This window comes from Winogradskya consettensis, from assembly GCF_018332715.1.
Taxonomy (GTDB): Bacteria; Actinomycetota; Actinomycetes; order Mycobacteriales; family Micromonosporaceae; genus Actinoplanes; species Actinoplanes consettensis.
Map to the genome: position 1 here is coordinate 1 of NZ_BOQP01000067.1, position 24075 is coordinate 24075.

Here is a 24075-nt window from a genome sequence, read left to right on the forward strand (position 1 = left end):
CAAGATCCGGGGGCAACGCCCGAGTGACGGTGATCCACACCCCGGGCCACACAGCCGGCCATATCTGCCTCTACCACCACGCAAGCAAGACCCTCATCGCCGGAGACGCGCTGAACATCCTGCACGGAGAGCTGGTCGGTCCGAACGAGGATCCGATGGCCGAGGACGGCGTTGTGGCGGACGATGCCATTTCTGCTCTCGAGAAGCTCACGGAGTACGACATCGCGGCCATCATCACCTATCACGGAGGCCTGTTCGACACCGAACCCAACAAAAACCTCGGCGAGGTCATCGCCCAGCGAAAGCTCTACAGCTATAGGCGTTAGGAATGAGTTGCCAGGCGGCGCGGCAGTGGTTCTACATGGTGTCGGCCGCTGGCACCTAACAAGTTCAAAGCTCGCTTCGTGGTAGCCGCCTTGCAGCAACCCGAAGATGCCGGCCTCGACCAGGTGGAGAGCTCTCCAACGTCGAACGCAATCCTGGTCGCGTCACGGCGGGCACGGCCCATCGCCTGCGTGCCGCGGCTGCGGATTTGACCGCAGCAGAAACCGAATGCCTGGACGGCACCGGCGTTGACACGAATGTGCTGCATGACCCGGCGGCCGAGGTCACCGCCGGCCAGGAGTTCGAGGTGATCCGGAACTTGCAGCACAGGCTGGCCGCGGCCCACCCGGGCCTGGCCATCGACGCCGGCAGCCGCTACCACGTGGCGATGCGTGACAGGAGCGGTGCGCGACGCCCTGCGCCGCAGACCGGGGCCGCTGCCGACGCTGCCGGAGGTCGCCGGAGACCTGGGCAGGAGCGTCCGAACGCTGTCCCGCCGACTCGACGCGGAACATTCGTCGTTCCGCGCACTCGCCGACGAGGTCCGGCAGGCACAAGCCGAGGCACTGCTCACGACCGGCATGACGACGGACCAGGTCGCCCAGCGCCTGGGCTACGCGGAGACATCCAGCTTCATCCGGGCATTCGGCCGGTGAACCGGCCGCGCTCCCCAGACTTACCGCCGCGAGCGGCAGACCTCGACGCCCGACCGGCTGCGGTAGGTCATGCGTGATGGGTGCTCAGGTGCCGGCGGGGCGGCGTCCAGCCCGTTCGGCAAGACCCTTGTCTGGCGATCAGCGTGATCGTGGCAGGACTGGTCTCGTTCAGTGAGCCGCGTAGGACTACACCCAGGCTCGAACGGTGATCACGTACGAGCCATGGCACGGCGGCCCGGCAGAAGCCGTCAGCGGCCGCGGCTCACCGGCCAATCAGGCCGCATGACTTGATCTGTCACCTATCGGTGCAGCAGACCCGCCTGGGACGATGCGAGCAACAAGGTACGAGCTATCGAAAACGGCTGCGCCGCGTGTGCGCCGACCGGTGGCGGGGCTTGGCTCTAGTCTTGACGAGAGTGGCGGCCATCAGCCGATCGTGCACCGGGTCGGCGATCAACATCCAGACGTGAAACGATCATGGCCGCTGCTGTCGTGGCATCCGTGCCGGTCGTCGCCGCGCAGCGATTCACCGCCGCCGACGTGACCACCGGCGGCAGTCAGGAACTGAAAGGCGGGCCGTGGGCGCCGACTCGACATTTTCCATCCAGGACATCCCGTTCAGCTGTCGCGGATCCTGGTTCGGCATCTCCCCGGTCATCGCGCAAGATACTTACGCTGACCATCTGCACCTGGTCTCGCACCAGTCCGGCATGCATCCCGTGCTGCGTTTCGAGGTTCGCGGCGATCCGGCGGTCGTGGCGACGCCGGCCATGCTGTCGTGGCACGGCGAAGGGGGCCGGATCGACCTGGTCTTCGAGGGCTCCGACACGATCCGCATCCGCGGCGAGCACCTCGGCTTGCGTATCGCTGCGGCCGCCGCGGAACTGACCCCGTTCAGCGGAACCTACCTCTACCACGACCCGGTCGACGGAGCGCACGTTTTCACGTCGTACGAGACCGGTCGGCGCTACCGGATCACTGTGCTCGCCGGCGACGTCGCAGGGTCGGCCGGCGTACAGCTGCTGGGCGCGGGAGAGCGCCACGTCGACCTGCCCGCCGGCGCCGACTGGGAGATCTCCATCATGGAGTACGAGGCGGGCCGGTCGCCGTACTCCGCCGACGCCACCTTCGAGCAGGCCGCCCATGCTGCCCGGACACGATTCGCCACCTTCGCCGATGCGGTGGCGCCCTGGCGCAGCGAACGAACCCCGGCCGCCGAGCTCGCCGCGTACGTGGTGTGGTCCGCCACCGTGGCACCGTCGGGTTTCGTCACCCGACCGGCCGTACTGATGTCCAAACACTGGATGGACAAGGTGTGGAGCTGGGACCACTGCTTCAACGCGATCGCCCTCGCAGCGGGCGACCCAGAGCTGGCCTGGCATCAGTTCCAGCTGCCCTTCGACCACCAGGATCCCTCCGGGGCGCTGCCGGACTCGGTGACCCACTCCGAGGTCCTCTACAACTTCGTCAAGCCACCCATCCACGGCTGGGCACTCGCCCGGCTGCGTGAACAGACACCGCTCGACCGGCAACAACTGAGCGAGGCTTACCAGCGGATCAGCCGCTGGACGCAGTTCTGGCTCACCCACCGCCGCGTTCCCGGCCATGAACTCGCGCACTACCAGCACGGCAACGACAGCGGCTGGGACAACGCCACCGCCTTCGACGACGAACGGCTCCTCGAGACCGCCGACCTCGCCGCCTTCCTGGTGACACAGTCACGCGAGCTGGCCGTGCTCGCCGACGACCTTGACGAACCGGGCGCGGCCCGGCGCTGGACCGACATCGCCGATCGGATGCGCGCTGCTCTGCTCGAGCAACTCTGGGACGGCAATGCCTTCACCGCGCGAAGCGCCGTGACCGGGCAGCCGCTCTCGAGCACCAGCCTGCTCGCCTTCCTGCCCCTCGTGCTCGGTGACGAACTCCCGGCCGAGATCGTCGACCAGCTCACCGCCGCGCTGCGGTCGCACTTGACAGGCCACGGCCTGGCCACCGAACCGGTCAGCTCGCCCCACTACACCGCCGACGGCTACTGGCGCGGTCCGATCTGGGCGCCGTCCACCGTGCTGATCGAGGACGGCCTTCGCCGAGCAGAGCAGACCGAGCTGGCCGACGAAATCAGCCGGCGGTTCCGGACCTTGTGCGAAACGTCCGGCTTCGCCGAGAACTTCGACGCCGAAACCGGCACCGGGCTGCGCGACCGCGCATACACCTGGACGGCGAGCAGCTACCTCATTCTCGCCGCCGCTCATGAGCGGCGCCACGCCGGTCTCCAGTGATCTGCCGGCTCACGTCCGGGCCGGGCGAGGGTGACGCTGTTTGCCGGCATCAGCTTGCGGCCACAATCTTCCAGCGCTGGTTGACACTGGTGGAATCGCTGTACTGGCCGATACTCGCCCCGTTCGCTGTGCGGCCCATGCCGTCGAGATAGAGCCCGCTGCCCACGTTCCTGACCCGTACGTAGGTGCCTGAGTTCTCGATTACCCTCGCCCCGGTGTAGGTGTTCCAGTAGCCGGCCACGGTCGGCTCGTTCCATCGCTGGTTGGCCGCGCCGGTGCAGGACCAGATCCGCGCCCGGGCACCGGTGGAGGCGCTCGGGGCATCGAGGCACTTGTTGCCGTACACAACCAGCTGACTGCTTGAGGTCGCCGTCCAGCTCCGGTTCGCGCAGCCGTTGCCGTCCCAGATCTGAACGACCACCCCGTCGAACTGGCTCTGGCCGTTGACGTCCAGATAGCGGCACCACCCCCCACCGCGGATCTCCCCGGTGGGGGGTGGTGCCGTCAATGGCGGCGGTCAGGGTGCTGCCGTTGAGGGTGAGTGACAGCCGCTGCATCATCGGGCCCCGAGGGGATGGCGACTTGACGAGCAATGGGGCGGGGCTGGGTCGTGTCGTCGGTCAGGGGCTGGTGCAGGAGATGGCGCCCGGGGCCGTGTCGGCGCTCCCGTTGGCCAGGAAGCCGAACGTGGTCGAGGCGTTCGCGCCGACCGAGCCGTTGTAGGTGGCGTTGCGCACGCTGACCGTGCCGCTGGTGCCGGTGTTGACGCCGTTCCAGACATTGGCGATGCTCTGCCCACCGCCGAGCGTCAGCAGCACGGTCCAGCCGCTGAGCGCGGTGGACCCGTTGTTGGCCACCGTGACTTCCCCCTGGAAGCCGCCGCTCCACGGGTTGACCAGGCGGTACGTCGCGGTGCAGCCGCCGGGCTGACCCGTGACAGGCGGCGTGCTGGGAGGGGTGCTCGGTGGCGTGCTCGTCCCCGGCACCGAGGTGGAGGCGGCGTTGAGGGCGTTGAGGACCGACGTGTACGCGGCCTTGGGGTTGCTGTTGCGGTCGAACAGCAGTGGGTTCTCGCTGCCGCGCCAGGAGTCGCTGTCCCGCACGCCCCAGGTCGTGATGCCGACGCAGCGGGGAACGTTCATGCACGCCTGGGTCAGCCCCGCGTACTGCGTGGTGGACGCGTTGGTGACGTCGGCCTCCGTCAACGCCACGTCCACCCCGAGGTCCGCGAAGCTCGACAGCGTCTGCTGAAAATTGCCCGGCAGCGAACTGCCACCGGTGAAGTGTGTCTGCAGACCTACACAGTCGACGGGTACGCCGCGGGACTTGAAGTCCCTGATCATGTTGTAGACGCCCTGCGTCTTGGCGTACGTCCAGTTCTCGATGTTGTAGTCGTTGTAACACAGTTTCACGCTCGGGTCGGCGGCCCGGGCGGCCCGGAACGCCGCCTCGATCCAGTCGTTGCCGGTGGACTGCAGGTTCGACGACCGGCGGCCGCCGTTCTCGGCGAAGGCCTCGTTGACCACGTCCCAGTAGGCGAGTTTGCCCTTGTAGTGGGTCATGACGCCGTTGATGTGCTCGATCATCGCGGCTCGCAGGCTGCTGCTGCTGAGGCTCCCCCAGAACCTCGGCTGCTGTCCGTGCCAGGCCAGGGTGTGACCCCGGACCCGCATGCCGTGCTGGGTGGCCCAGTTGTAGATCGCATCACCGGCCCGGAAGTCGAACTGGCCCTGGTTGGGCTCCGTCGCGTCGGGCTTCATCTCGTTGACGGCCGTCATCATGTCGAACTCGCGGTTCGCGATTGTGAGGAAACCCTGGTCGCTGAGGCGATCTCCGCCCATGGCGGCACCGAAATACCGGCCACTGCGCTCGGCGGCCGCCTTGAGCGTGGCCCCGGGTGGGCCCGTGAGATCGGCGTGGGCAAAAGTGGCCACCGCCACCGAGGACACGGCGATCGCCACGGTGCAGGCAGCGCCGAGAAGCAGCCTGGCGCGGCTGCCGGCACGGCGTTTCCGGTGTGCGTTGACGTCCTTCATCCTTACGTCCTCCTCATAGTTCAGCTGACGGTGACGGAGACGGTGAGGGGCGGGTCGTTCACGCCGGTCACCGAGGCGATCAACCCGAAACTGGTGGCGGCACCGGGAGCGAGGGCACCGTTGTACGCGGCGTTGGTCACCGTCACCGTCGTGCCGCTCTGGGTGCAGGCGCCGTTCCAGACCTGGCTGATGTGCTGCCCACCGGGAAAGGTCCAGGACACGGTCCATCCCTTGATCGCCGTTGCACCGGCGGTCACCGTCACCTCGGCCTGGAAACCGCCGGACCACGAACTCGTCACCGCGTACGCCGCTCGTGCGCCGGTTGGCGACGGGGGTGACATCGTCGGTTCGGCCGAGGGCGGCACACTGGTGGAGGCCGTTGCCGACGGCGACGGTGTCACGCCGGGCCGCAGAGCCTGGTAGGTGTGGCCGGCGCGCATGGTGAGCTGCACGCAGTCGGACTCCGGGCGGGTAACGACCGGGGTGGTGCCATCGGTGACGTCGACGAGGGTGAAGCTCGCCGCGAACAGCCGGGCGCGGAGCTTCACGGCGCCGTCGCGATCAGCCTTGATCACCAGCTCGTCCGCCTGACCGGCGCTCCACGCCATGCTCACGGTGAATCCGCCCCGCCCCCGCAGGCCGGCTACCCGGCCGGTGGGCCAGGTGCTCGGCAACGCCGGCAGCAGGTGCAGCTCGTTGTTGTGACTCTGGAGCAGCATCTCGGCGATGCCGGAGGTCGCGCCGAAGTTGCCGTCGATCTGGAAGGGCGGATGCAGGTCGAACATGTTGGGCGCGAGCCGGTCCGTGCGCACCAGGTCACCGAGCAGCTTGCGCGCCCGGCCGGCATCCTCCAGCCGCGCCCAGAAATTGATCTTCCAGGCGAGCGACCAGCCGGTCCCGTCGTCGCCGCGCAACTCCAGGGTCCGGCGCGCGGCCTGGTAAAGCTCGGGAGTGCCGCGCCTGGTGATCTGATTGCTGGGGTGCAGCCCGTACAGGTGCGAGACGTGCCGGTGGTTCGGTTCGGTCTCCACCCAGTCGGCGAGCCATTCCTGGATGTTTCCCCGGGAGCCGACGCGCATCGGTGGGAGCCGGTCCTTCGTCGCCCGTACCCGGATCTGGAAGTCGTCGTCGACGCCGAGGACCTCACCGGCCCGGGCCACCCCGTCGAACAGGTCACGCAGGATCTGGTTGTCCATGGTGGGGCCGGCGCACACGCTGGCGTTCGCGTGGTGGGCGAGTTCCGGCGAGTTCGACGGATTGGTGACCAGGTAGCCGCGCGCCGGATCGGTGACCAGGGTGTCCAGGAAGAACTGGGCGGCGCCCTTCATGGCCGGGTAGTTGGCCCGCAGGAAGCCGAGGTCACCGGTGAACCGGTAATGATCCCAGATCAGGGTGGACAGCCAGGCGCCACCGGTCTGCCACATGCCCCACAGCGCCCCGTCGACCACCGACGTGCCCCGCCAGGCATCGGTGTTGTGGTGGGAGACCCAGCCGCCGGCGCCGTACTGCACCTGCGCTGTACGGGCGCCGCTGACCGCCAGATCTTTGATCATCTCGAAGACCGGTTGGTAGCACTCCGCCAGGTTGGTGGTGTCGACCGGCCAGTAGTTCATCGGCAGGTTCGCGTTGAGGGTGTACTTCGAGTCCCATTGCGGACTCGTCGAGTCGTTCCAGATGCCCTGCAGATTGGCCGGCTGGGTGCCCGGTCGCGACGAGGAGATCAGCAGGTACCGGCCGAACTGGAACAGCAGTGCGGAGAACTGCGGGTCGTTGACGGTGGCGTGTTGCGCGATCCGCACATCGGTCGGCTGGTCGGCGGCGGCGGTGCGGCCCAGATCGATCGTCACCCGGACGAACAACGCCTGGTAGTCGGCGATGTGCCGGCTCCGGAGCTGGTCGTACGCGACGGCGCGGGCGGCCGTCAACCGGCTGCGGGCGAGGCCTTGGTAGTCGCCGTTGACGGTGCGGTAGTCGACGTAGCTCGAGCCGATCGACACCAGCAGCGTCACGCTGGTGGCGCCGGACACCCGCAGGGTCCCGCCGGAGCTCGTGACCGAACCGCCGGTGACGACCGCCTGCGCCAGGGCGAGGAAGCGGACGGAGCCGGTGACGCCCTCCATGGTGCCGGAGATCCCGTCGAGGGCGATCGTGGCGCCGTCCGGGCTGGACATCGTCGTGCGTTGCGGGCTGGCGAAGGTGCCGCTGAAAGAGATCGCGCCGGCCCGGTCCGCGGTCAGCCGGACGACCAGCACCTGGTCCGGTGCGCTCGCGAACACCTCGCGCTGATGGCGTACACCGTTCAGCACGTACGTCGTGGTGGCGATGGCGGTCGTCAGGTCGAGCACCCGGCGGTACTGCGTCGCGCCGGCGGCCGAGCCGAGGGCGAGCCGGAGGTCACCGACCGTCTGGTACGCCAGCTGACCGCTGGGCGTACCCATCATGGTCTGGTCGATCAGATCCTGCGCCGACGTCCACTGGTCGGCCGATACCCGCCGCCGGATCTCGGCCAGCGCGGCCGCACCCCGGGGGTTGCTCGAGTCGTAGGGGCCACCGGCCCAGATCGTGTCCTCGTTGAGCTGGAGCCGTTCGGTATCGACGTTGCCGAACACCATGGCGCCGAGTCGTCCGTTGCCGATCGGCAGCGCCCTCAGCCAGTCGGAGCCGGCCGGCTCGTCGTACCACAAGGCGAGGTCGCCGGACGCCAGCACCTCCGGGGGCGCAACAGAGTCGGCTCGGGCGACCGCCGTCCATCCCAGAGGCAGAAGCGCCGCGCCGGCCGCACCCCCGAAGATCAGGCGCCTGCGTGTCACCTCAGGCATGGTTGTCCCTTCCATGAAGAAGAGCAGGGTCAGGCGCCGGACAATGCTGGGAGCGCTCCCAAAAGCGGCATCCCTAGATTGCCAGATTGTTTCCGACCCATCAAGTGATGGGCGTCAATCTTTTATCTATTTCTTGGCGGTTCGACGGCGTAACAATTTTTGCTCATTGGTTCTTGGAGAATGGCGAAAATGTCTATTGATCGCCTCACGCCCGCATTCAGCACCGCCCGGCCTGTCCCGTCGGTCGTCTACCCCGCATCATCCGCGTACGCCGACGTCCCGGCCTCACCGGCCGGGTCCGGGTCGCCGCTCCGCGGGGCGGCACGGCAGCGGTCGACTGCGCCGGCACCGACGAGGCGCTCGACGTCTCCCTGGAGCTGGTGCCCAACCTCGACCCGTCCACAGTGGCGGCTGACCTGCACGTCTCGGTCCGGGCCCTGCCGCACCTTCGCCCAGGACCAGCAGACCGTCATAGCTTACGTACGGCAGCGGCGCCTCGAACGCATCACCGCGGAACTGATATCCACCTCCTGGCCAATCGCCGAACTCGCAGGCCGCTGGTATTCACCGATGAGAGCCATCTCGGCGAGGCGTACAAGAAGCATCTCGGCGAAACCCGGGGAACGCGGAGCGGTACGCCATGACAGTGGGGTCAGCGTTCAGGTTGCGACGATCTGCCGGTCGTGGTGAGGCTGGTCCGGAACGCGATCGGCGTCAGGCCGGCTCGCGCGCGGAAGTATTCGGTGAAGTTTGTGCCGCTGGCGAACCCGAGGCGGGCCGCGATCTGAGCTGCGTTGTGGTCGCTGTGCGCGAGCATTCGTTTGGCCTCCAGGACGATGCGTCGATCGATGAAGTCCTTGCCGTTGACGCCCGCGGTGGCCATGGTCGCCCGGCTCAGGGTGCAAGCCGAGTAGCCGACTGAACGGGCGTAGTCGTCGAGCCGATGGATGCGGGTGAAGTCGCGTTCGAGGGCGGTCCGGAACCGTTGAAAGGTATCGCCGGTTTCGAGGTTCTGGTCGGCGGTGGACGCGCCGAGGTGTGTTGCCGAGCAGGGCGTCACCATGGTCTACGACACCGTGCACAAGGTCATCGCCGAGGGCAACTTCGTTCTGACCGTGTCGGAGGGTTCGTTCGGCCCGGCGCCGACGGCGTTCTACGACCTGTTCCGCGTCGACAACGGCAAGATCGTCGAGCACTGGGACATCACCCCGGAGATCGTGGCCGACCTGCCGCACAGCAACGGCCCGTTCTGATCACTCGTGTTCCGCCGGGCCGGGCTCGGCGGAACACGATCCACCTTGGAGAGCATTAGGGGCGGGCGAGGACTCCGGGGAAGGGCAATTCGGGTACGGCGGACCGCCGGGCATCCGTCGTCCGGCGCTGCTCCGGCGCCACGTGACAGGTGACGTCCCGGTTCGGGAGGACACCGGTGGCCAGGTATGAGTTGGCCACCGCGACCGCGCACGGGTTGCCGTCGTCGTACACACCGTGGTTCTTGGCCTTCTCGACCATGACCAGACGGGATTCTCGCAGCGCACGGTGCATGCCCACACCCATCGGGCCGGGCGTCTGCAGGTCCCACTCGTTCTGCAGGAGCAGCACCGGGACCTTGTTGTCGATCCGGAGGTCCGGCTCGGTGTGCGGCAGCGACCAGAAGCTGCACGGGTTGGCATTGACCAGGAAATCGCCGACCAGCGGATACCGGCGGATGGTTCGCTTGATGTCGTCGAGGGTGGCCTTCTCGCCCAGCGGCCAGGTCGAGCTGTCGTTGCACAACACCGACCAGAACGGCGAGGTGAACGCGTCGTCCTGCCCGCCGTCATCGGGGATGCTCAGGTCATGCGGCTTGCCGTCGAGGGCGCCGCGCAGCTCGCGGACATAGGCCACGCCGGCCTCCGGGCCGTCGATCGTCGCGCTCACCATGTCGGACCGCGCCTCCAAAGCGGAGTAGGACCTCCCGTCGATCTGGATCGGGTGCTGCGCGACCCGCGCGGCCAGATCCCAGAAGGACTTCTCGACGGCCCCGGGTGTGCGGCCGAGATGGTAGATGGCGTCCCGCTCGGCGGTCCACCGGGTGAACCGGTCGAAGTACGCGGTGGCGCCATCGGCCATCGCGTCGTAGACGCCCCGCCAGATTCGTGCCGGGTCCAGGTTGCTGTCCAGCACGACGCGGTCGGTCCGATCGGGGAAAAGCTGGGTGTACGCCGCGCCCAGGAAGGTGCCGTACGAGAGGCCGTAGTAGGAGATCTTCGGCTCGCCGAGGACCGCGCGGATCAGATCCATGTCGCGTGCGGTGTTCCGGGTCGAGATCTGCCCGGCCGTCGGGGTCGCCGCACACTTGGCGGCCACCGCTTTGGCCACCGCCACATCGCGCGTGAACCGCTGCGGCCGGTAGGGCCTGCTCTGCACCGCCTCGTCGCCGACCAGGCCGCAGGTCAGGGCACTGCTCCGGCCGATACCGCGCGGGTCGAAGCCGATCAGGTCGTACTGCTCGCGCACCTCCTGGGGTAGCCCCTCCCCGCGCCACAGTGGCTCGTCCAGCCCGGGTGCGCCGGGGCCGCCGGGGTTGAGGAAGAGGACACCGCGGCGCTTGGCGGGGACGCTGGTGGCGAGCTTGGAGAACGTGATCCGCAGGGTGCCGGCGTCCGGCCGCAGGTAGTCGACCGGCGCGTCGATGGTGGCGCACTGCAGCTCGGATTCGTCGTCGCAGGCGGCCCAGGTGACCGGCTGCTCGGTGAACCGCCGCGAGGGCGTGCCCGGGGTCGGCGACGGCTCTGTCGCCGCGCCGGCGTGCGGCGCGACCAGCAGCGCGGCCACGGCGGCCAGGGCGCCGCCAAGACCGGCGAGCGCTGGTGTGCGGAGGGGGCTTCGCCGCCGTGCCCGACGGGCCGGATACTCGGCGTCAGTCATCGGCGTCTCGGTGGCGTCGTTGGTACTCATAGTTGTAGATCGCTCCGAGCCCCCCGCCAGGTTTCGTCAGAGACTATGAGGTGGATCATATTCAGCACGTCTGCTGGATCGGGCCGTCCCTCGTCGCCAGTTCGTCCACGGAGACAATCCGTTCGTGGCGTTGCACAGCCGCGTCACCCTCATTTCCGCCTTCATCAAACTGTCCGCACATCCTCGAGAGGCGTACCGGCGCCCGCACGGAGCGCGACCTGGCTCCGGCGATCTTCGATGAGTTCGACCCGGAAGCCTGGTCGAGCTCCTGGGGGCACTCGGCGGCCGAGATCCGCGAACGAATAGCCGGCAACGGACCGTAATCGGACCGCCCGGTGTTCCGTACGCCTGGGGCGCGATCAAGAGTTGGCCGGCACTCACGGATGTCAGTCTGGGGTGAGATTCGCGGTTGGCTGTGGCTCACCAGGCTCACCAGGCTCACGGTCACGAGCGACCCGCACAACATCGTCGAGGAACTCACGAGGGTAGAGCTTGGGCACAGAACATATTCCAGCCCGCCGTCACGGCAAGCCGTCTCAGCTGTCACCTATCGGTGCAGCAGGTCCAGACATGAACGCGCTCGGTCGGTTGTCACTGTGACGCCCGACCGAACGGCGGGCCGCGTGAACTGGGCCGGTTCCGGTCGGCTGCGCGTGCGGATCAGCGGGTGACGGTGACCGGGACGGTGAACATGGCCGCATCCACTTTCGGGCTCCCGCCGTAGCTGATGACGACCTTGCCGGCGCCGGCCTTGGTGCTGGTTTTGATGGGCACGGTTATCTGGCCGTTGCTGTTGGTGGTGTGCGCTTGGTGGACCGTTCTGCCGCCGGGAAGCGTGACCCGCACGCTGAACTGTGCGGACGCCATGGGTGTCCCGTTGGTGCTGCTCGTAAACGTGAAGATCCGCCTGACGGTCTTCGACGTGCGGACCTTGATCGTGGACGTGCCGGACGCGCGGACCTCAGCCGGAACGGTTGTCGTCGGTGCCGGTACCGCAGGAGGTGTCGGCTTCGGGGGCGGCGGCGCGGTGCCACCGGCAGGTGCGTCTCCGACAGCTCTGATGATGGCGGTGTACGTGTTGTACGTCGAGGCGGGTTTTGGCGAGCCCCAGGTGCCCTGGATGAGGGCCCGCAGCGGGTCCTTCAGGTTGGTGGCGATGTCGTTCTCGGGCTCGTCACGGCCGGGCTCGCCCCAGAGGCTGAGTTGGGAGCCCAGCAAGTGCGGGTCCGACCTTGCGATGGTGGTGTTGCCGGTGCCGAAGGCGAACTGGTTGGGAACGAACGATTCGTAGATGGCAGCCGGGTCGGGCCGGCTGATGCCGACGATGTAGTACAGCTGGTTCCAGTTGGCGTTGATGAGGTCGTGGCCGCGGTCGGCAAGAGTCTGCGGGGTCATGTCGGTCGAGCCGTACCAGTGTGCAATCTGGACGGTCGGCGCGACGTTGACGACGGTTCCCGGGACGAGTTGGTCGTTCCAGATCCGTAGGGTCTTACCGTTGGCCCGTACCAGATGGTTGATCTTGTTGATGAAGTCGTATTGCAGGTCCCGGCCGGTAGCGGACTTGCCGAACAACTGGTGAGCGCGCTGGTCGAGCTGCGGGAACTGGGACATTTCCGCGGCGCTGAGCCATTCATCGGCGCCGAGATGCCAGTAGGGGCCGGTGAAGAGAGGTAGGTACTCGGTGATCAGATCACGGGCCAAGGGCCATGCCTGGTCGCTGGACAGGTCCAGGCTGCGTGTGCCGTTGTTGCGCACCAGGCTGAGACTGGGTTTGTCCCGCAGGATGCGGGTCATGTGTCCAGGCATGTCGATCTCGGGAACGATCGTGATCCGGTACTGCGCCGCGTAGGCCACGAGTTCGGCGATCTGCGCTTTGGTGTAGTGCGTTGCCGACACGACCTCGGGGTGGCTGCTGCTCTCGATACGGAATTCCTGGTCGTCGCTCAGGTGCAGGTTCAGCCGGTTGTACTTCAGGTATGCCAGTTCGCGTACCCGAGCGTGTAGCCAGTCGATGGTGTAGAACTTGCGGCCGGTGTCGATCATGAAGCCGCGATCGCGGTAGACCGGTGCGTCGGTGGCGGTGCCTTGGGGCAGGGATCGGTTCTGCTTGAGCATCTGCAGCAGGGTCTGGGTTCCGTAGAAGACACCGGCGGTGCTGCCGCTGATCGTGGCGGTGCCCGCCAGAGCGAGCCGATAGCCCTCGTCGCCGAAACTGCCTGCGGTGAGGACGACGTCACCGACGGCTGGGGTGCCGGACGCGATCGGCACTGGGTAGCCGGTCACGGCCCGTAGATCCGCGGCGAGCAGCCCCGCGGCGGTCTGCAGAGCCACGGTACTTGTCACGATCCGTGATGCCGCCGTGAAGATGTAGTTCCCCGAGGCGGCTGTCCATTGCTGGATGGATGGGATGGTGGCCGGTGGCGCCGAGGCGGCGGCTCCTGCGGGTGCCGATGCGGATGCGGACGCGGACGTCAGCGTGCATCCTGCAGCTAGAAAGAGGGCTGCGAGGAGCCTTCCGTGTCCGGGGCGCATGGCGGCACTGCCTTTCCTACGCGAGGCCAAGAACGGAACCGAGGGGTCTGCGAAGCAGGTGATGTGGAATGCGGCCGCACCCGAGTTCACCGGGGTTGTTCATGGTAGCCACGGAAGCGGCGTAGCCCGCCGGGTCCACCCCCTCCCCGCGGGCCAGCAAGCCGGTAACCAGCGCGTCCGCCGGCTCAGCCGGCCACGCGCCTCGATCCGAGACGCGGCCACCTACACCTGCCGCGTCATCCCGGCCAGCTGCTGTCGACATATCTCAGATGATCGGAAGCCGAGGCACCCACCTGAGTCTTTCACTAAATCTGGCTCCCGCCCGCAAACCGCTACCAACGCAGCTACGACCCGGGCGCGGCCCCGCACGGCGGGGAGTCCCCACCTGCGGCCATCATCGGTGCCTGCAGAACATCGCCAAGTCGCCGGGCTCGTCGTTCGGACTGTCGTGGACGTGCGGCGGCTCCTGGGCGTTCCTCAACGTCGACCATAGGTCCTCTATCGGCGCGTGATTGCACGGTGACCATCGACGGCCACCCCATCACCACCCGCATAAGGGTCGCCCCACCGAGCACACCAACCGATCTCCGCCGACCACTGTGCATCATCGACAGCGTCCGGAGGTAGCGGCGCGCGCTTCGGCGTGGTCGGTGGGAATCGCCCGCTTCGATGCACTCAGCCGAACGCCCCATCACCGATGATCGGTGATGGGGCTCCGGTTTCACCGATTCAGCATCCGTGCGACTGATGAGCCGGCCGGCTTCGCGCGTAGGCGATCATCGCTATACCGGCGCCGATGATGAGCGTGGCCCACACAACAAGCATTTGAACCGGTGCCCCGGTGGTGGGCAGTTGGCCGCTACCACCGCTGTCCCCGGAATCGCCGCGGGGCGGGGTCGCACTCTTCTCGACCGTGACCGCCATGCGGATCATGTGCGTTTCGCCTGAGGCATCGACGCCGGACGCGACGAGGTCGTGCTCACCGATCGCCAGAGAAGCGGGGACGGTGATCTGCCTGGTGAAGTTCCCGTCGGAGTCGGCAACGACGGTGCCCAGCACGATCGGGGCGCTGTAGACGATGATCACTGCGGTGGAGTAGGGCGCGAAGCCGGTGCCGAGCACGGTGATCTGCTGGCCCGGGTCGACGGTGCTGAGCACGCCTTCGGTGGTGGTGAGGGTGGCAGGCGCGGCTGCGGGGGCGCTGACCGGTACTGCGGGCTCCTGCGCAACGGTCGAGGTTGACGCGTCCGATTCGAGCGAGTCGCCGCCCGGACTGTGTGCGACGACGGTGTAGGTGTAGGAAACCCCCGCGGTAGCACCGATGACGCAGGACGTCGCCGTGATCGAGGTGGTGGCACAAGTAGCAGGCCCGGGGTGCGCGTAAACCGTGTATCCGGTCACCACGCCCGTCGTCGACTGCGGCCATGTGACTGTGGTGGATGACGTACCGGCGGTGGCGGTCGGGCGGGTCACCGTGGCCGGTTTCGTCGTCACCGAGGTGGCTGTGCTCGCCGTGCCCGTGCCGACCGCGTTGACCGCTCGGAGCGCGACGGAGTAGCGAACACCGCTTTGCAGACCGGTAGCCGTGCCCGTGAGCGGGGAGCCACTGGGGGTGAACGTGGTCCAGTTCTCCCCGCCGTCGAGCGAGATCTGGTAGCCCGTGATCGGTGATCCGCCGGAGTCAGGAGCTGTGAACGACAGGGTCAGTGCCTCCGGACCGGCGGTGGTGCTGATGCCGCTCGGCACGCCGGGAGTGGTCATCGGTGTGACCGCAGCGGTGGCGATGGATTCCCCGGAGCTACCGACGCTGTTCGTGGCGTGCACGGTGAAGATGTACGACGTGCCGTTCCGCAGCCCGGTCACGGTGCAGGGGGAGGCTGAACAGTTTGCGGTGACACCATCGGGCGTCGAGGTGACCGTGTAGGAGGTGATGGCTGCCCCCCGCCGGTGGAGGACGGGGTGGAGAACGACACAATCGCACGGCCCGCTCCGCCGGTCACCACCGCCGCAGTGGGCACGCCGGGTACAGCGGCCGGGGTGACCTGCACGGCGGCGGTGGCAGCACCGGCACCGACCGAGCTGCGCGCCCGGATTCTCACCGGGTAGGTGGTGCCGTTGGCCAGGCCGGGAACGGTCGCGGTCAGCGAGGCGCCGCCGGTAACGGTCAGTGTGTTCCAGGTACTGCCGTCGTCGAGGCTGTACTCGTATCCGGTGATCGGCTCGCCGCCGGTGTTGACCGGGACACGGAACACGAGGGTCGCGGCCCCGTCACCCCGCTGGACCGTCAGGGCCCCCGGAGCTGCCGCGACGGTAGCAGGGGTGACGGCGGCCGATGCACTCGACGATGCCGAGTTACCGGTGGCGTTCGTGGCGCGCGTCGTGAAGGTGTACGACGTGCCGTTGGACAGTCCGTTGATGACGCACGGGCTGGAGGGGCACGTGGCGGTAATGCCACCTGGCGTCGACGTGACCGTGTAGGAGGTGACCGCGGACCCGCCGTTGTCTGCCGGCGGGGTGAACGAGACTGACGCGGATGCGTTCCCGCGGGTGGCGGATACTGCGGTCGGTACGCCCGGGACGGCGGCCGCCGTGGCGGATTGCTCGGCCGAGGCGAGGCTGGGGCCTTGGTCGTTGACTGCCCGTACCCGTATCCCATAGGTCGTGCCGTTGATGAGATCGGCGACCGTGGCGGTGACCATGCCGTTGGTGGTGGTGCTCTGCAGTGTCGTCCACGGTCCCCCGTCGAGGGACACTTCGTAGCCGGTGATCGCCGAGCCCTGGGCGGCTGGTGGCGTGAACGACACCGAGACCTGCCTGTCGCCCGGTGTGACGGCGATCGTGGGTGCCGAGGGCACATCGACCGGTGTCACGGAGGCCGAAGCCGGCGACTCGGCCGAGTCGCCGATCGCATTCGTCGCGTGAACGGTGAACGTGTACGAGGTGCCGTTGCTCAGTCCCGTCACCGCGCACGGGCTGGACGGGCACGAGGCGGTATGGCCACCCGGACTCGCCGTGACGGTGTAGGACGTGATCGCCGAGCCACCGTCGCCTGCCGGAGCGGTGAACGACACGCCGGCCCCGGCGTGGCCGGCGGTCGCCGACACGGCGGTCGGCGCACCGGGCAGAGACGCCGGGGTGACGGCCGAGGAGGCGTTGGAATCGGTGGAGTCGCCGATGGCATTCGTTGCGTGGACCGTGAATGTGTACGACGTGCCGTTACCCAGCCCGGTCACCACACACGGGCTGGACGGACACGAGGCGGTGAAACCGCCCGGACTCGCCGTCACCGTGTAGGACGTGATCGCCGAGCCACCATTGCTCGACGGCGCGGCGAACGACACCGACACCTGAGAGTCACCCGGGGCTGCGGTCACGTCGGTCGGCACGCCGGGTTGCCCGATGGGCGTTGTCACGCTTGACGCGGTGGACTCGGGCGAGTCGCCGACGGCGTTCGTCGCGTGGACCGTGAACGTGTACGACGTGCCGTTATCCAGCCCGGTCACCACACACGGGCTGGACGGACACGAGGCAGTGAAACCACCCGGACTCGCCGTCACCGTGTAGGACGTGATCGCCGAGCCACCATTGCTCGACGGCGCGGCGAACGACACACTGGCCTGACCGTTGCCCGCGGTCGCTGTGACCCCCGCCGGAGCCGTCGGCGCCAGCGCGGGAGTCACCGCGGCGGAGGCGGTCGACTCGGTCGAATCACCGTTGACGTTGGTCGCGTGGACGGTGAACGTGTACGCCGTGCCGTTCGTCAAGCCTGTCACGACGCACGGACTCGAAGGACATGACTGAGTCACACCCCCCGGGTTCGACGTCACCGTGTAGGACGTGATCGGTTCACCGCCATCGCTGACAGGCGCGGTGAACGACACGGACGCCTGGGAATCGCCGGGCGTCGCCGAGACCGCCGTCGGACTGCCCGGGCTTGCCACACCGTTGAACGTCATGACGACCGAACCGGTGGAACCGTCGCTGGCTACCAAGCCGGGCAACTGCACACCGCCGGTGCCGGCCTGCACCGCGATCGAGGCCGACGACAGCGCGCTGGACGCGAACGAGGAGCCACCGCCTCCACCAGCCACATTGGAGCTGAGGATGGAACCCCGGCTACCGCCTCCGCCACCACCGCCACCGTATCCACCACCGCCACCGCCGCCTCGAGCACCGCCGGGCACCGCACCGCCCGTTCCGCCGGCCGCGATGGACTTCGCCGAGGGGTTGTTGCTACCTCCGGCCGTACCGGGAGCGTAGTTGCCTGTCCCGCCGGCCCCGCCGGTGGAACCGACGCCCGGACTACCGGGGCCGGACACGGCCTGGGCGTTGTCACTGGTACCCGCCGACCCCGCGTTGCCGCCGTCACCGTTGTACGAGCCGCCGCCACCACCACCGGCGATGACGAGTTTCGCCAGGACGGCGTTCGACGAGTCGAGAGCGAAGATGCCCGAGCCCGCGCCGCCGGTGCTCGTGCCATGGTTGTCGCCGGTACCGGCTAAACCGACCAGGACGTACAGAGATGCTGTACCAACGGGAAGTGTCAGTGTCCCAGTCACCTCGGCCGCGTTACCTCCGATGTGCGCCCGCGCGGGATAGCCGGCGCCGCCACCGGCGCCCACCACATCCACATCCACCGACGTCGTGCCGTTTGGCACCGTCAAGGTGTAGTTGCCGCTGGAGGAACAGGTGACCGTGCTGAGCAGGGCCGGCGTGGAGCCATCAGAACAAGGTGACGTGACAGCCCAAGCCGGTGCTGCCGCCGCCAAGGACATCCCGCCCCCGGCGAGTACGCCGCTGACCAGCACAGCGGTGGTCCGACGCAACCTCGAACTGACGTTTCGACACATACTCACTCGGCCGTCCTTTACCGCTGCGTGGCCTCGTCGCCACCGACCCCATCAACATCAACACCTCACTCTAGAGAAGATAGGGCGGAAAATGCATAAAAGCCGCATTTCTTCTCATAGTCGGTGACGACTAGCCCCAGGCCGATGAGCCGGTCCTTGAGGTGATGGTCGGTCGAGTCCGGGACCCATTTCTAGATCGGCAGCGGTATCGGCTGGTCCGGCGCCGCGGCAGCGTGCTGGGGCTGGACGAGATGCGCCGGCTGGGCCTCAACGTCAGCACCGCCGGGTTCGATGAGCCCGGCTGGGTCCACGACGAGACAGCAACCCAGCGTGCCCTCGCCTTGGCCAAGCACGTCACGGGTATCCACCTGAGCGAAACAGCACCGAACGTCACGGCCTTTACCGCCGTCGCCGTACCCAAGCAGGGCTCCGACCGGATGGCACCCACATCTTTCGTCGTGCCGCCCGCCGAGGATTACGACGAGGACGAATACGACGAGCAAGCCGAGCAGACTCAGGCGTGGACCGGCATCGACCTACCCGGCGAGCGGTTACGCTCGGGCGGATTCAGTGGTGCAGAGCCCGCCCGCCGGAACATGAACCTGCTCACGGCATTGGCCGACGCCGGGAACGACATGACGCTCTTCCCGATCCGGCGGCAGCTCGATCCTTTACCGATGGCTCCGCAATATCTTCCCGACGGCAGCCTGGACCGGGGATCGCGTCAGCACCTGGCCTGGAATTTGCTGCACAACCCGACGGACCCCGTCCCGCTGTCAGCGGCATGCAACGCCCTCACCACCGCCATCGCAGTCGACAACGGACGAGACCGGCAACTGTTCGCCGACCTGCGCGTACGGTTCCCTCAGCTCGGATAGTTCGCGGTGCCTGCCTGGCTGATTATCTTGCCCGCCACAATTCCGGTGGATTGACAGGGCTTCATCGAGGCTGAGGCGCCCGCCTTCCGGCGCCCCCCAAGACCCAGTTCCGGCGGATAGTGGATGCTCGGTGAGCGCGGCAGCCGGCCCAAGCCGGCGGCAACGGCGCACAGGACATGGCCGGCGTGGTCGTCACGCTCTACTCGGCGCAGAGCTGCACCTGGAGGGAGAAGAAGTCCTCCAGGTGCCAGGTGCTCTCGATCTTCCCGTTCGCGAATTCGCGTGGGTGCAGGAGGAGACGGCCAACCAGGGCGCATGGTCGTTCGTCGCGCTGAACCTGCTCGAGCACCTCGAAGGCGTCCGCCTACGCCCGATCTCGCGCCCGGCCGCCGCGGCGCCCGCCGTGGGCTCGGCCACGATGCACGACGCCGAGCAGGCCGCCCTGACCGAGGCGGCGCTGCCGAAGCCGTAGGGTTTGGCAGGTTGAAAGGGCGGGGCCACTGCGGCCCCGCCCTTCTTCGCATATGCAACGCTTCCGGGCCGGGCTGCGTCCTGGGTCGGAGGTGTGAGCACATGGCTGATGACAGCCTCTTCGCGGACTTTGTTCGCATGCGAGGTCAGGCGCTCTACCGGTATGGGTATCTGCTCACCGGCAACCATCACGACGCTGACGATCTGGTGCAGGACGCACTGATCAAGCTGCGGTCGCACTGGTCGCGAGTGTCCCGCAAGGACGATCCGACCGGGTATGTGCGGACGACCATGGCGCGGTCGCATGTGTCGGTGTGGCGACGGCGACGACGTGAGGTCCCGACCGCGAAGCCGCTGGACCACGCGTTCGACGATCCGGGGATCGACCGGGCGGAGCACACCGGCCGGGCCGGGCGGATCTGGGCCGCGCTGGCCCTGCTGCCGCCCCGCCAGCGGACCGTGCTGGTCCTGCGCTACTACGAACACATGACCGACGCCGAGATCGCGGTGTCACTCAACGTAAGCCCCGTCACCGTCCGCACCAATGCGTTGCGTGGTCTGGAGAAGTTGCGTGCGACCGGTGTCGCCGACCTGGAAGTGGTGAAGTGATGACCAACACGGACCTCAGTGCGGCGATGACCTCGTTCGCCGACGACGCCCCGCAGCCGCCGATCGATCTGCTGGAGCGGGTCGAGACCAGGCACCGGCGCCGCCGCCGCGCCCAAGCAGCGGTCGCCACCTGCGCGGCGGTGGCCGTGGTGGCGGCGGGTGCCGGTTTGTTGCGGCCGGCCCCCGAGACCGCCCAGCCGGCCGGGCCGCCGGCCACGGCCGGGTTCCACCTGCCGCCCGTCCCGGCCACGGTGCCGTCGATCAAACAGGCATGGCCGGACGCGGTGGTGGCCGACGCGATCGCGAACACGCCGGCCGGCCGGCCGCCCCTCGTCGTCGGCGTGCTCGATCCCACTCACTGGCTGGTGGTCAGCCAGCCGGATTCGGGAAAGATGTGGAGCTACGCGGTCGCGGATCGAAAGTACCGGCCTCTGCTCACGCACACGGGCGGCGCGGTCTTCCAGGAGAGCCTGGCGGTCACCGGCAAGGCGATCGTCCGGGCCGTCGCAGCCGGTGACCACACCGAGGTCTGGATGAGCACGCGCGACGGTGGAAACGATCACCGCGTAGGCACGGTGAACCAGAAGGACTCGAACAGCCTTTGGGCTGACGACACAAACGTCTATCTCTCGTTCAACGCCGTGCCGGGCATCTTCCGGATGTCGCTCAATGACGGCCGGGCCGAGCCGCTCGACGGGTTCGATCAGTTCCGTCTCGACAAGTCACCGTGGGCGTTCAGTGACGCCGGGCCGCTCCGCAACGTGGTCACCGGCCAGGAGATCGCCGTTGCCAGGTCGACGGGCGCCGGGCCCACCGCCCCGGCCGGAGCGCAGCCCAGCTCTGCTCCGAGCGGCGAGGAAACCGTGGAATGTACGCCCGCGTTCTGTGTCGCCTGGGACGCCGCGAAGTTCGTGCAACGGCCGGACGGCTCCGAGCGCACCCCGGTGCCCTACCCGGGAGTGGAAATGATCATGCCCGGCCATCTGCTGGTGTCGGACGAGAAGCTCCTGGTCGACCCGCTGACCGGAGTGATGGGCCAGGCCGGGCCGGAGTGCCGCTACGAGGGCTACCTCGCGATGTCGGGCGGCGTCATCGTCAACTGGAGGTGCAAGGGTTCACTCTCGCAGATCTTCCTCCGCACCGAGAACTGATCGGCAGGGGCGGGGCCGCGTGCCCCGCCCCTGCCGTTTTTAGTATCCGGGGCATGTACGTCACGGATCGTGGGATCGAGGAACTCGTCGAGCGGCACGGAGCCCGTGTCGCTCGAGTGGGTCGGCGAGCAGCTGCGGACGTTCGTCGACATGAACCCCGAGTTCGAGACGCCGATCGAGCGGTTCGCCACCTGGCTGGCCCGCGACGACGAGGACAATGAGGACTGATCGGCCGATCCGGCGGGTCTCGGCATCCTCTCGAATGCTCGCCGCCGTCGGGGGCCCGATCCTGACCGCCGGGGTCGCCGGCGGTGTCGATGGCCCTGGGCGAGTACGTCTCGGTCAGCAGCCAGCGCGACACCGAACGCGCCCTGCTCGCTAAGCGATGTCTCGCAACTCGGTGCAGGCGTTGCCCGTGACCGGTTCCGGATCAGCCGGCCAAGGCGATGTTGAGCTTCCCCCGGTAGCTCGCAGGGTTTCCAGCATGGTCTGATGACCGTGGGAGGAGTCCTCGTGGCAGCACCGAAGAAATACCCCGACGAGCTACGCCGGCGTGCGGTGCGGTTGTATCGGGAGTCGGATCCCAAGCCGGTGATTCGGCGTCTGGCCGAGCGACTCGGGGTGCATCCAGAAGCCCTGTCGAACTGGATCGAGCAGGATCAGGCCGACCATGGCTTTTTCGTATCGGAACTCGACCCGTCCCGGCGACGGTCATGACATTCGTTGCCGAGTTGCGTGAATGGTTCGGGGTCGAGCCCATCCTTCGGGTGCTCGGCATCGCGACCTCGACGTTCTACGGCTGGCTGAAACAGGCCGCTGAGCCGTCGCATCGCTGCCGGCAGGACGCGATCCAGGTCGAGGATATCGGCCGGATCCATGAGCGGTCCGGCCAGATGTATGGGTCGCCGCGGGTTCATGCCACGCTGCGGCGCCAGGGCCACCAGATCAGCCGTAAACGCGTCGAGCGGTTGATGCGTGAGCAGGGCGCCCCGCCCCGGCATCCGCGCTGGATCTGCAGCGCGCTGCGGTAGCCGCGCGCTGATCCGCTCACCGTGGTCATCGCCAGTCGAAATGCTCGCGGTGCAGGTTACGGCGAGCGATCCCCGCCGCACGAAGGCTTTGGATGAAGGCGTTGACCATCGGCGCGGGCCCGCACAGGAACACCGACACCTGGCGGGGGTCGTCGTCGGCGATGGCGGTCAGGGCGGCGTCCACGCTCAGGTAGCCGCTGGTGGTGCTGTCGTGCAGGTGTAACCGCAGGTGGGGAACTCCGGCGGCGAGGGCGGCGATCTCGTCCGCGAACGGTGCCGGGCCGGCGGTGGTGTAGAAGAAGTCGATGCGGGCGTTCAGATGATGGGTGTCGTGTGAGCGTAGCCAGCTCAGGAACGGGGTCACGCCGATGCCGCCGGCGATCCAGAGCTGCCGGGCCGTGCCCCTGGTGTGCGCGAAACGGCCGTGCGGGCCGCCGATCACGGCGGGCATGCCCGGCGCGACGGATTCCTGGATCGCGTGAGTGTCGTCGCCGAGTGCCTTGATACTGAACCGCAGCTCACCGTCGCTCGGGGCGCCGGAGATGGTGAAGGGGTGCCGACGCCAGCCGTGGCGGCCCTCCAGGAACAGCATCGCGAACTGCCCGGGCACGAAATGCAGAGGCCGTCCGACCGGTGTCAGCGTCACTTCGGTCAGGCCCTGCGCCACCGGGGTGACGGTGGTGACCTGGTAGTCGTGCAACGGCAGGAAGAACCGGGCGGCGGTCTCCCGGTAGACGTAGAAGACCAGTCCGGTCCCGCCGACGGCGAGGTAACTCCAGCGCAGCACCGGCGACCCGAACGTGGTGGCATCCAGCAGGCCGTGCACGAACCCGGCCGCGAGCAGCAGGCCGGTCAACCGGTGCAACGACCGCCAGCGCTCGTACCCGCCGAGCACCAGCCGGCCGATCGCGGCCGTCCGCCGCGCCACTGCGGTCGTGCCGAGCCGGTCGACGCGACGCAGGACATCGGGCGGCAGCCAGGACAGCAGAAACCGCCACCGCGGCATGATCGCCCACAGCGCCAAGGCGGCCAGACCCCAGATCCCGATCTGCGCGAGCAGACCACCCATCCCGGAACCGTGACCATCCGGAGGTGGTCCGGTCTGGCCCACCGGGCCGGACGGGCGATCACCCTGGGCGAACAGAAGGTGCGGGATGAGCAGCAGCAGGCCGGTGATCGACAGCCGCCGGTGCCAGATCGCGGCCTTGTCAATGCCGTCGAACCAGGTCTCCACCGCGGGCAGCACCGAGATCAACATGATCGCCACCGCCATCAGCAGCACCGCCTCGGCCCCGGCCAGCTGACCCAGGAACGACCCCCATCCCACGCCGGCCGGCCGCCATACCAACCACACGACGCCGAACACGCCAGCCAGCACCATTACGCCGGCAGGCCCGACGGTACGGGCCGGCGGCACCAACCGTGACAACGGCATGAAGGCCGGACGAGTCACCACGCTCACCTTGCCGACGATCCCACCGGCGACCGGCTGCGGTGGC

The 24075-nt window shown here is 68.0% G+C and carries 19 protein-coding genes and 2 pseudogenes; 12 read left to right on the forward strand and 9 right to left on the reverse strand.

Going from position 1 to position 24075, the window contains the following annotated elements:
* The 3 genes from Aco04nite_RS45635 to Aco04nite_RS45645 form a co-directional block, all read left to right on the forward strand.
* Positions 1-326: MBL fold metallo-hydrolase (locus Aco04nite_RS45635; protein ID WP_213003435.1), on the forward strand; the 326-nt coding region annotated here is incomplete at its 5' end.
* A 390-nt stretch (positions 327-716) separates the two neighbouring features.
* The gene (locus Aco04nite_RS45640) at positions 717-980 is read left to right on the forward strand and encodes a helix-turn-helix domain-containing protein (RefSeq protein ID WP_213003436.1); all 264 of its coding nucleotides are present in this window, start codon (positions 717-719) and stop codon (positions 978-980) included.
* 578 nt (positions 981-1558) lie between these two features.
* On the forward strand, positions 1559-3259 hold the full coding sequence (locus Aco04nite_RS45645) for an amylo-alpha-1,6-glucosidase (RefSeq protein WP_213003437.1): 1701 nt from the start codon (positions 1559-1561) through the stop codon (positions 3257-3259).
* A gap of 49 nt (positions 3260-3308) precedes the next feature.
* Here Aco04nite_RS45645 and Aco04nite_RS45650 read toward each other — a convergent pair whose 3' ends face one another.
* The 4 genes from Aco04nite_RS45650 to Aco04nite_RS45665 form a co-directional block, all read right to left on the reverse strand.
* Positions 3309-3767 carry an RICIN domain-containing protein gene (locus tag Aco04nite_RS45650; RefSeq protein ID WP_213003438.1) on the reverse strand — a complete coding sequence of 153 codons (459 nt, stop codon included), beginning with the start codon at positions 3765-3767 and terminating at the stop codon, positions 3309-3311.
* A gap of 112 nt (positions 3768-3879) precedes the next feature.
* Positions 3880-5295 carry a glycoside hydrolase family 10 protein gene (locus Aco04nite_RS45655; RefSeq protein WP_213003439.1) on the reverse strand — a complete coding sequence of 472 codons (1416 nt, stop codon included), beginning with the start codon at positions 5293-5295 and terminating at the stop codon, positions 3880-3882.
* A 20-nt stretch (positions 5296-5315) separates the two neighbouring features.
* On the reverse strand, positions 5316-8114 hold the full coding sequence (locus Aco04nite_RS45660; RefSeq protein WP_213003440.1) for a glycosyl hydrolase family 95 catalytic domain-containing protein: 2799 nt from the start codon (positions 8112-8114) through the stop codon (positions 5316-5318).
* Positions 8115-8766: 652 nt separating this feature from the next.
* Positions 8767-9177 carry a helix-turn-helix domain-containing protein gene (locus Aco04nite_RS45665; RefSeq protein ID WP_213003441.1) on the reverse strand — a complete coding sequence of 137 codons (411 nt, stop codon included), beginning with the start codon at positions 9175-9177 and terminating at the stop codon, positions 8767-8769.
* Here Aco04nite_RS45665 and Aco04nite_RS45670 point away from each other — a divergent pair.
* Positions 9176-9367, forward strand: coding sequence for a nuclear transport factor 2 family protein (locus Aco04nite_RS45670; protein WP_213003442.1), 192 nt, complete (start codon positions 9176-9178; stop codon positions 9365-9367). The genes Aco04nite_RS45665 and Aco04nite_RS45670 overlap by 2 nt on opposite strands.
* 55 nt (positions 9368-9422) lie before the next feature.
* Here Aco04nite_RS45670 and Aco04nite_RS45675 read toward each other — a convergent pair whose 3' ends face one another.
* From Aco04nite_RS45675 to Aco04nite_RS45690, 4 genes are all read right to left on the reverse strand, one after another.
* A complete protein-coding gene (locus Aco04nite_RS45675) occupies positions 9423-11054 on the reverse strand; it encodes an alpha/beta fold hydrolase (RefSeq protein ID WP_213003443.1) in 1632 nt (543 codons plus the stop codon).
* A 660-nt stretch (positions 11055-11714) separates the two neighbouring features.
* The gene (locus tag Aco04nite_RS45680; protein ID WP_244876790.1) at positions 11715-13529 is read right to left on the reverse strand and encodes a family 20 glycosylhydrolase; all 1815 of its coding nucleotides are present in this window, start codon (positions 13527-13529) and stop codon (positions 11715-11717) included.
* Positions 13530-14315: 786 nt separating this feature from the next.
* Complete coding sequence (locus Aco04nite_RS45685; protein ID WP_438875004.1) at positions 14316-15518, reverse strand: fibronectin type III domain-containing protein; 1203 nt, start codon at positions 15516-15518, stop codon at positions 14316-14318.
* Positions 15446-18244, reverse strand: a complete 2799-nt coding sequence (locus tag Aco04nite_RS45690) for a fibronectin type III domain-containing protein (RefSeq protein WP_213003446.1) — start codon at positions 18242-18244, stop codon at positions 15446-15448. Before Aco04nite_RS45690 ends, Aco04nite_RS45685 begins: the two co-directional genes overlap by 73 nt.
* A gap of 356 nt (positions 18245-18600) precedes the next feature.
* Between Aco04nite_RS45690 and Aco04nite_RS45695 the strand changes: the two genes are divergently transcribed.
* The 8 genes and pseudogenes from Aco04nite_RS45695 (at position 18601) to Aco04nite_RS45730 (ending at position 22576) form a co-directional block, all read left to right on the forward strand.
* On the forward strand, positions 18601-19314 hold the full coding sequence (locus Aco04nite_RS45695; RefSeq protein ID WP_213003447.1) for a DUF6461 domain-containing protein: 714 nt from the start codon (positions 18601-18603) through the stop codon (positions 19312-19314).
* 274 nt (positions 19315-19588) lie between these two features.
* Positions 19589-19786, forward strand: a pseudogene (locus Aco04nite_RS45700) (hypothetical protein); the annotation flags it as partial.
* 101 nt (positions 19787-19887) lie between these two features.
* A complete protein-coding gene (locus Aco04nite_RS45705; RefSeq protein WP_203841492.1) occupies positions 19888-20394 on the forward strand; it encodes a SigE family RNA polymerase sigma factor in 507 nt (168 codons plus the stop codon).
* Positions 20394-21545, forward strand: coding sequence for a hypothetical protein (locus tag Aco04nite_RS45710; RefSeq protein ID WP_213003448.1), 1152 nt, complete (start codon positions 20394-20396; stop codon positions 21543-21545). Before Aco04nite_RS45705 ends, Aco04nite_RS45710 begins: the two co-directional genes overlap by 1 nt.
* 53 nt (positions 21546-21598) lie before the next feature.
* A pseudogene (locus Aco04nite_RS45715) lies at positions 21599-21773 on the forward strand (DUF6104 family protein).
* Between the two features lie 89 nt (positions 21774-21862).
* The gene (locus tag Aco04nite_RS50160; protein WP_369076674.1) at positions 21863-21964 is read left to right on the forward strand and encodes a hypothetical protein; all 102 of its coding nucleotides are present in this window, start codon (positions 21863-21865) and stop codon (positions 21962-21964) included.
* Positions 21965-22058: 94 nt separating this feature from the next.
* Positions 22059-22262, forward strand: coding sequence for a transposase (locus tag Aco04nite_RS45725; RefSeq protein WP_213003449.1), 204 nt, complete (start codon positions 22059-22061; stop codon positions 22260-22262).
* Complete coding sequence (locus Aco04nite_RS45730) at positions 22259-22576, forward strand: IS3 family transposase (protein ID WP_213003450.1); 318 nt, start codon at positions 22259-22261, stop codon at positions 22574-22576. Before Aco04nite_RS45725 ends, Aco04nite_RS45730 begins: the two co-directional genes overlap by 4 nt.
* A 25-nt stretch (positions 22577-22601) precedes the next feature.
* On the opposite strand, the gene Aco04nite_RS45735 is transcribed toward Aco04nite_RS45730, so the two are convergent.
* Positions 22602-24029 (reverse strand): ferredoxin reductase family protein, encoded by a 1428-nt coding sequence (locus tag Aco04nite_RS45735; protein WP_213003451.1) that lies wholly within the window; start codon positions 24027-24029, stop codon positions 22602-22604.
* Positions 24030-24075 lie beyond the last annotated feature (46 nt).

Excerpts from the sequence above, each read along its gene's own strand:
- Aco04nite_RS45655 (WP_213003439.1), bottom strand. The coding sequence starts at position 5,295 with ATGAAGGACGTCAACGCACACCGGAAACGCCGTGCCGGCAGCCGCGCC.
- Aco04nite_RS45660 (WP_213003440.1), bottom strand. The coding sequence starts at position 8,114 with ATGCCTGAGGTGACACGCAGGCGCCTGATCTTCGGGGGTGCGGCCGGC.
- Aco04nite_RS45670 (WP_213003442.1), top strand. The coding sequence starts at position 9,176 with ATGGTCTACGACACCGTGCACAAGGTCATCGCCGAGGGCAACTTCGTT.
- Aco04nite_RS45665 (WP_213003441.1), bottom strand. The coding sequence starts at position 9,177 with ATGGTGACGCCCTGCTCGGCAACACACCTCGGCGCGTCCACCGCCGAC.
- Aco04nite_RS45675 (WP_213003443.1), bottom strand. The coding sequence starts at position 11,054 with ATGAGTACCAACGACGCCACCGAGACGCCGATGACTGACGCCGAGTAT.
- Aco04nite_RS45695 (WP_213003447.1), top strand. The coding sequence starts at position 18,601 with ATGGTCGGTCGAGTCCGGGACCCATTTCTAGATCGGCAGCGGTATCGG.
- Aco04nite_RS45705 (WP_203841492.1), top strand. The coding sequence starts at position 19,888 with ATGGCTGATGACAGCCTCTTCGCGGACTTTGTTCGCATGCGAGGTCAG.
- Aco04nite_RS45710 (WP_213003448.1), top strand. The coding sequence starts at position 20,394 with ATGACCAACACGGACCTCAGTGCGGCGATGACCTCGTTCGCCGACGAC.
- Aco04nite_RS50160 (WP_369076674.1), top strand. The coding sequence starts at position 21,863 with ATGGCCCTGGGCGAGTACGTCTCGGTCAGCAGCCAGCGCGACACCGAA.
- Aco04nite_RS45730 (WP_213003450.1), top strand. The coding sequence starts at position 22,259 with ATGACATTCGTTGCCGAGTTGCGTGAATGGTTCGGGGTCGAGCCCATC.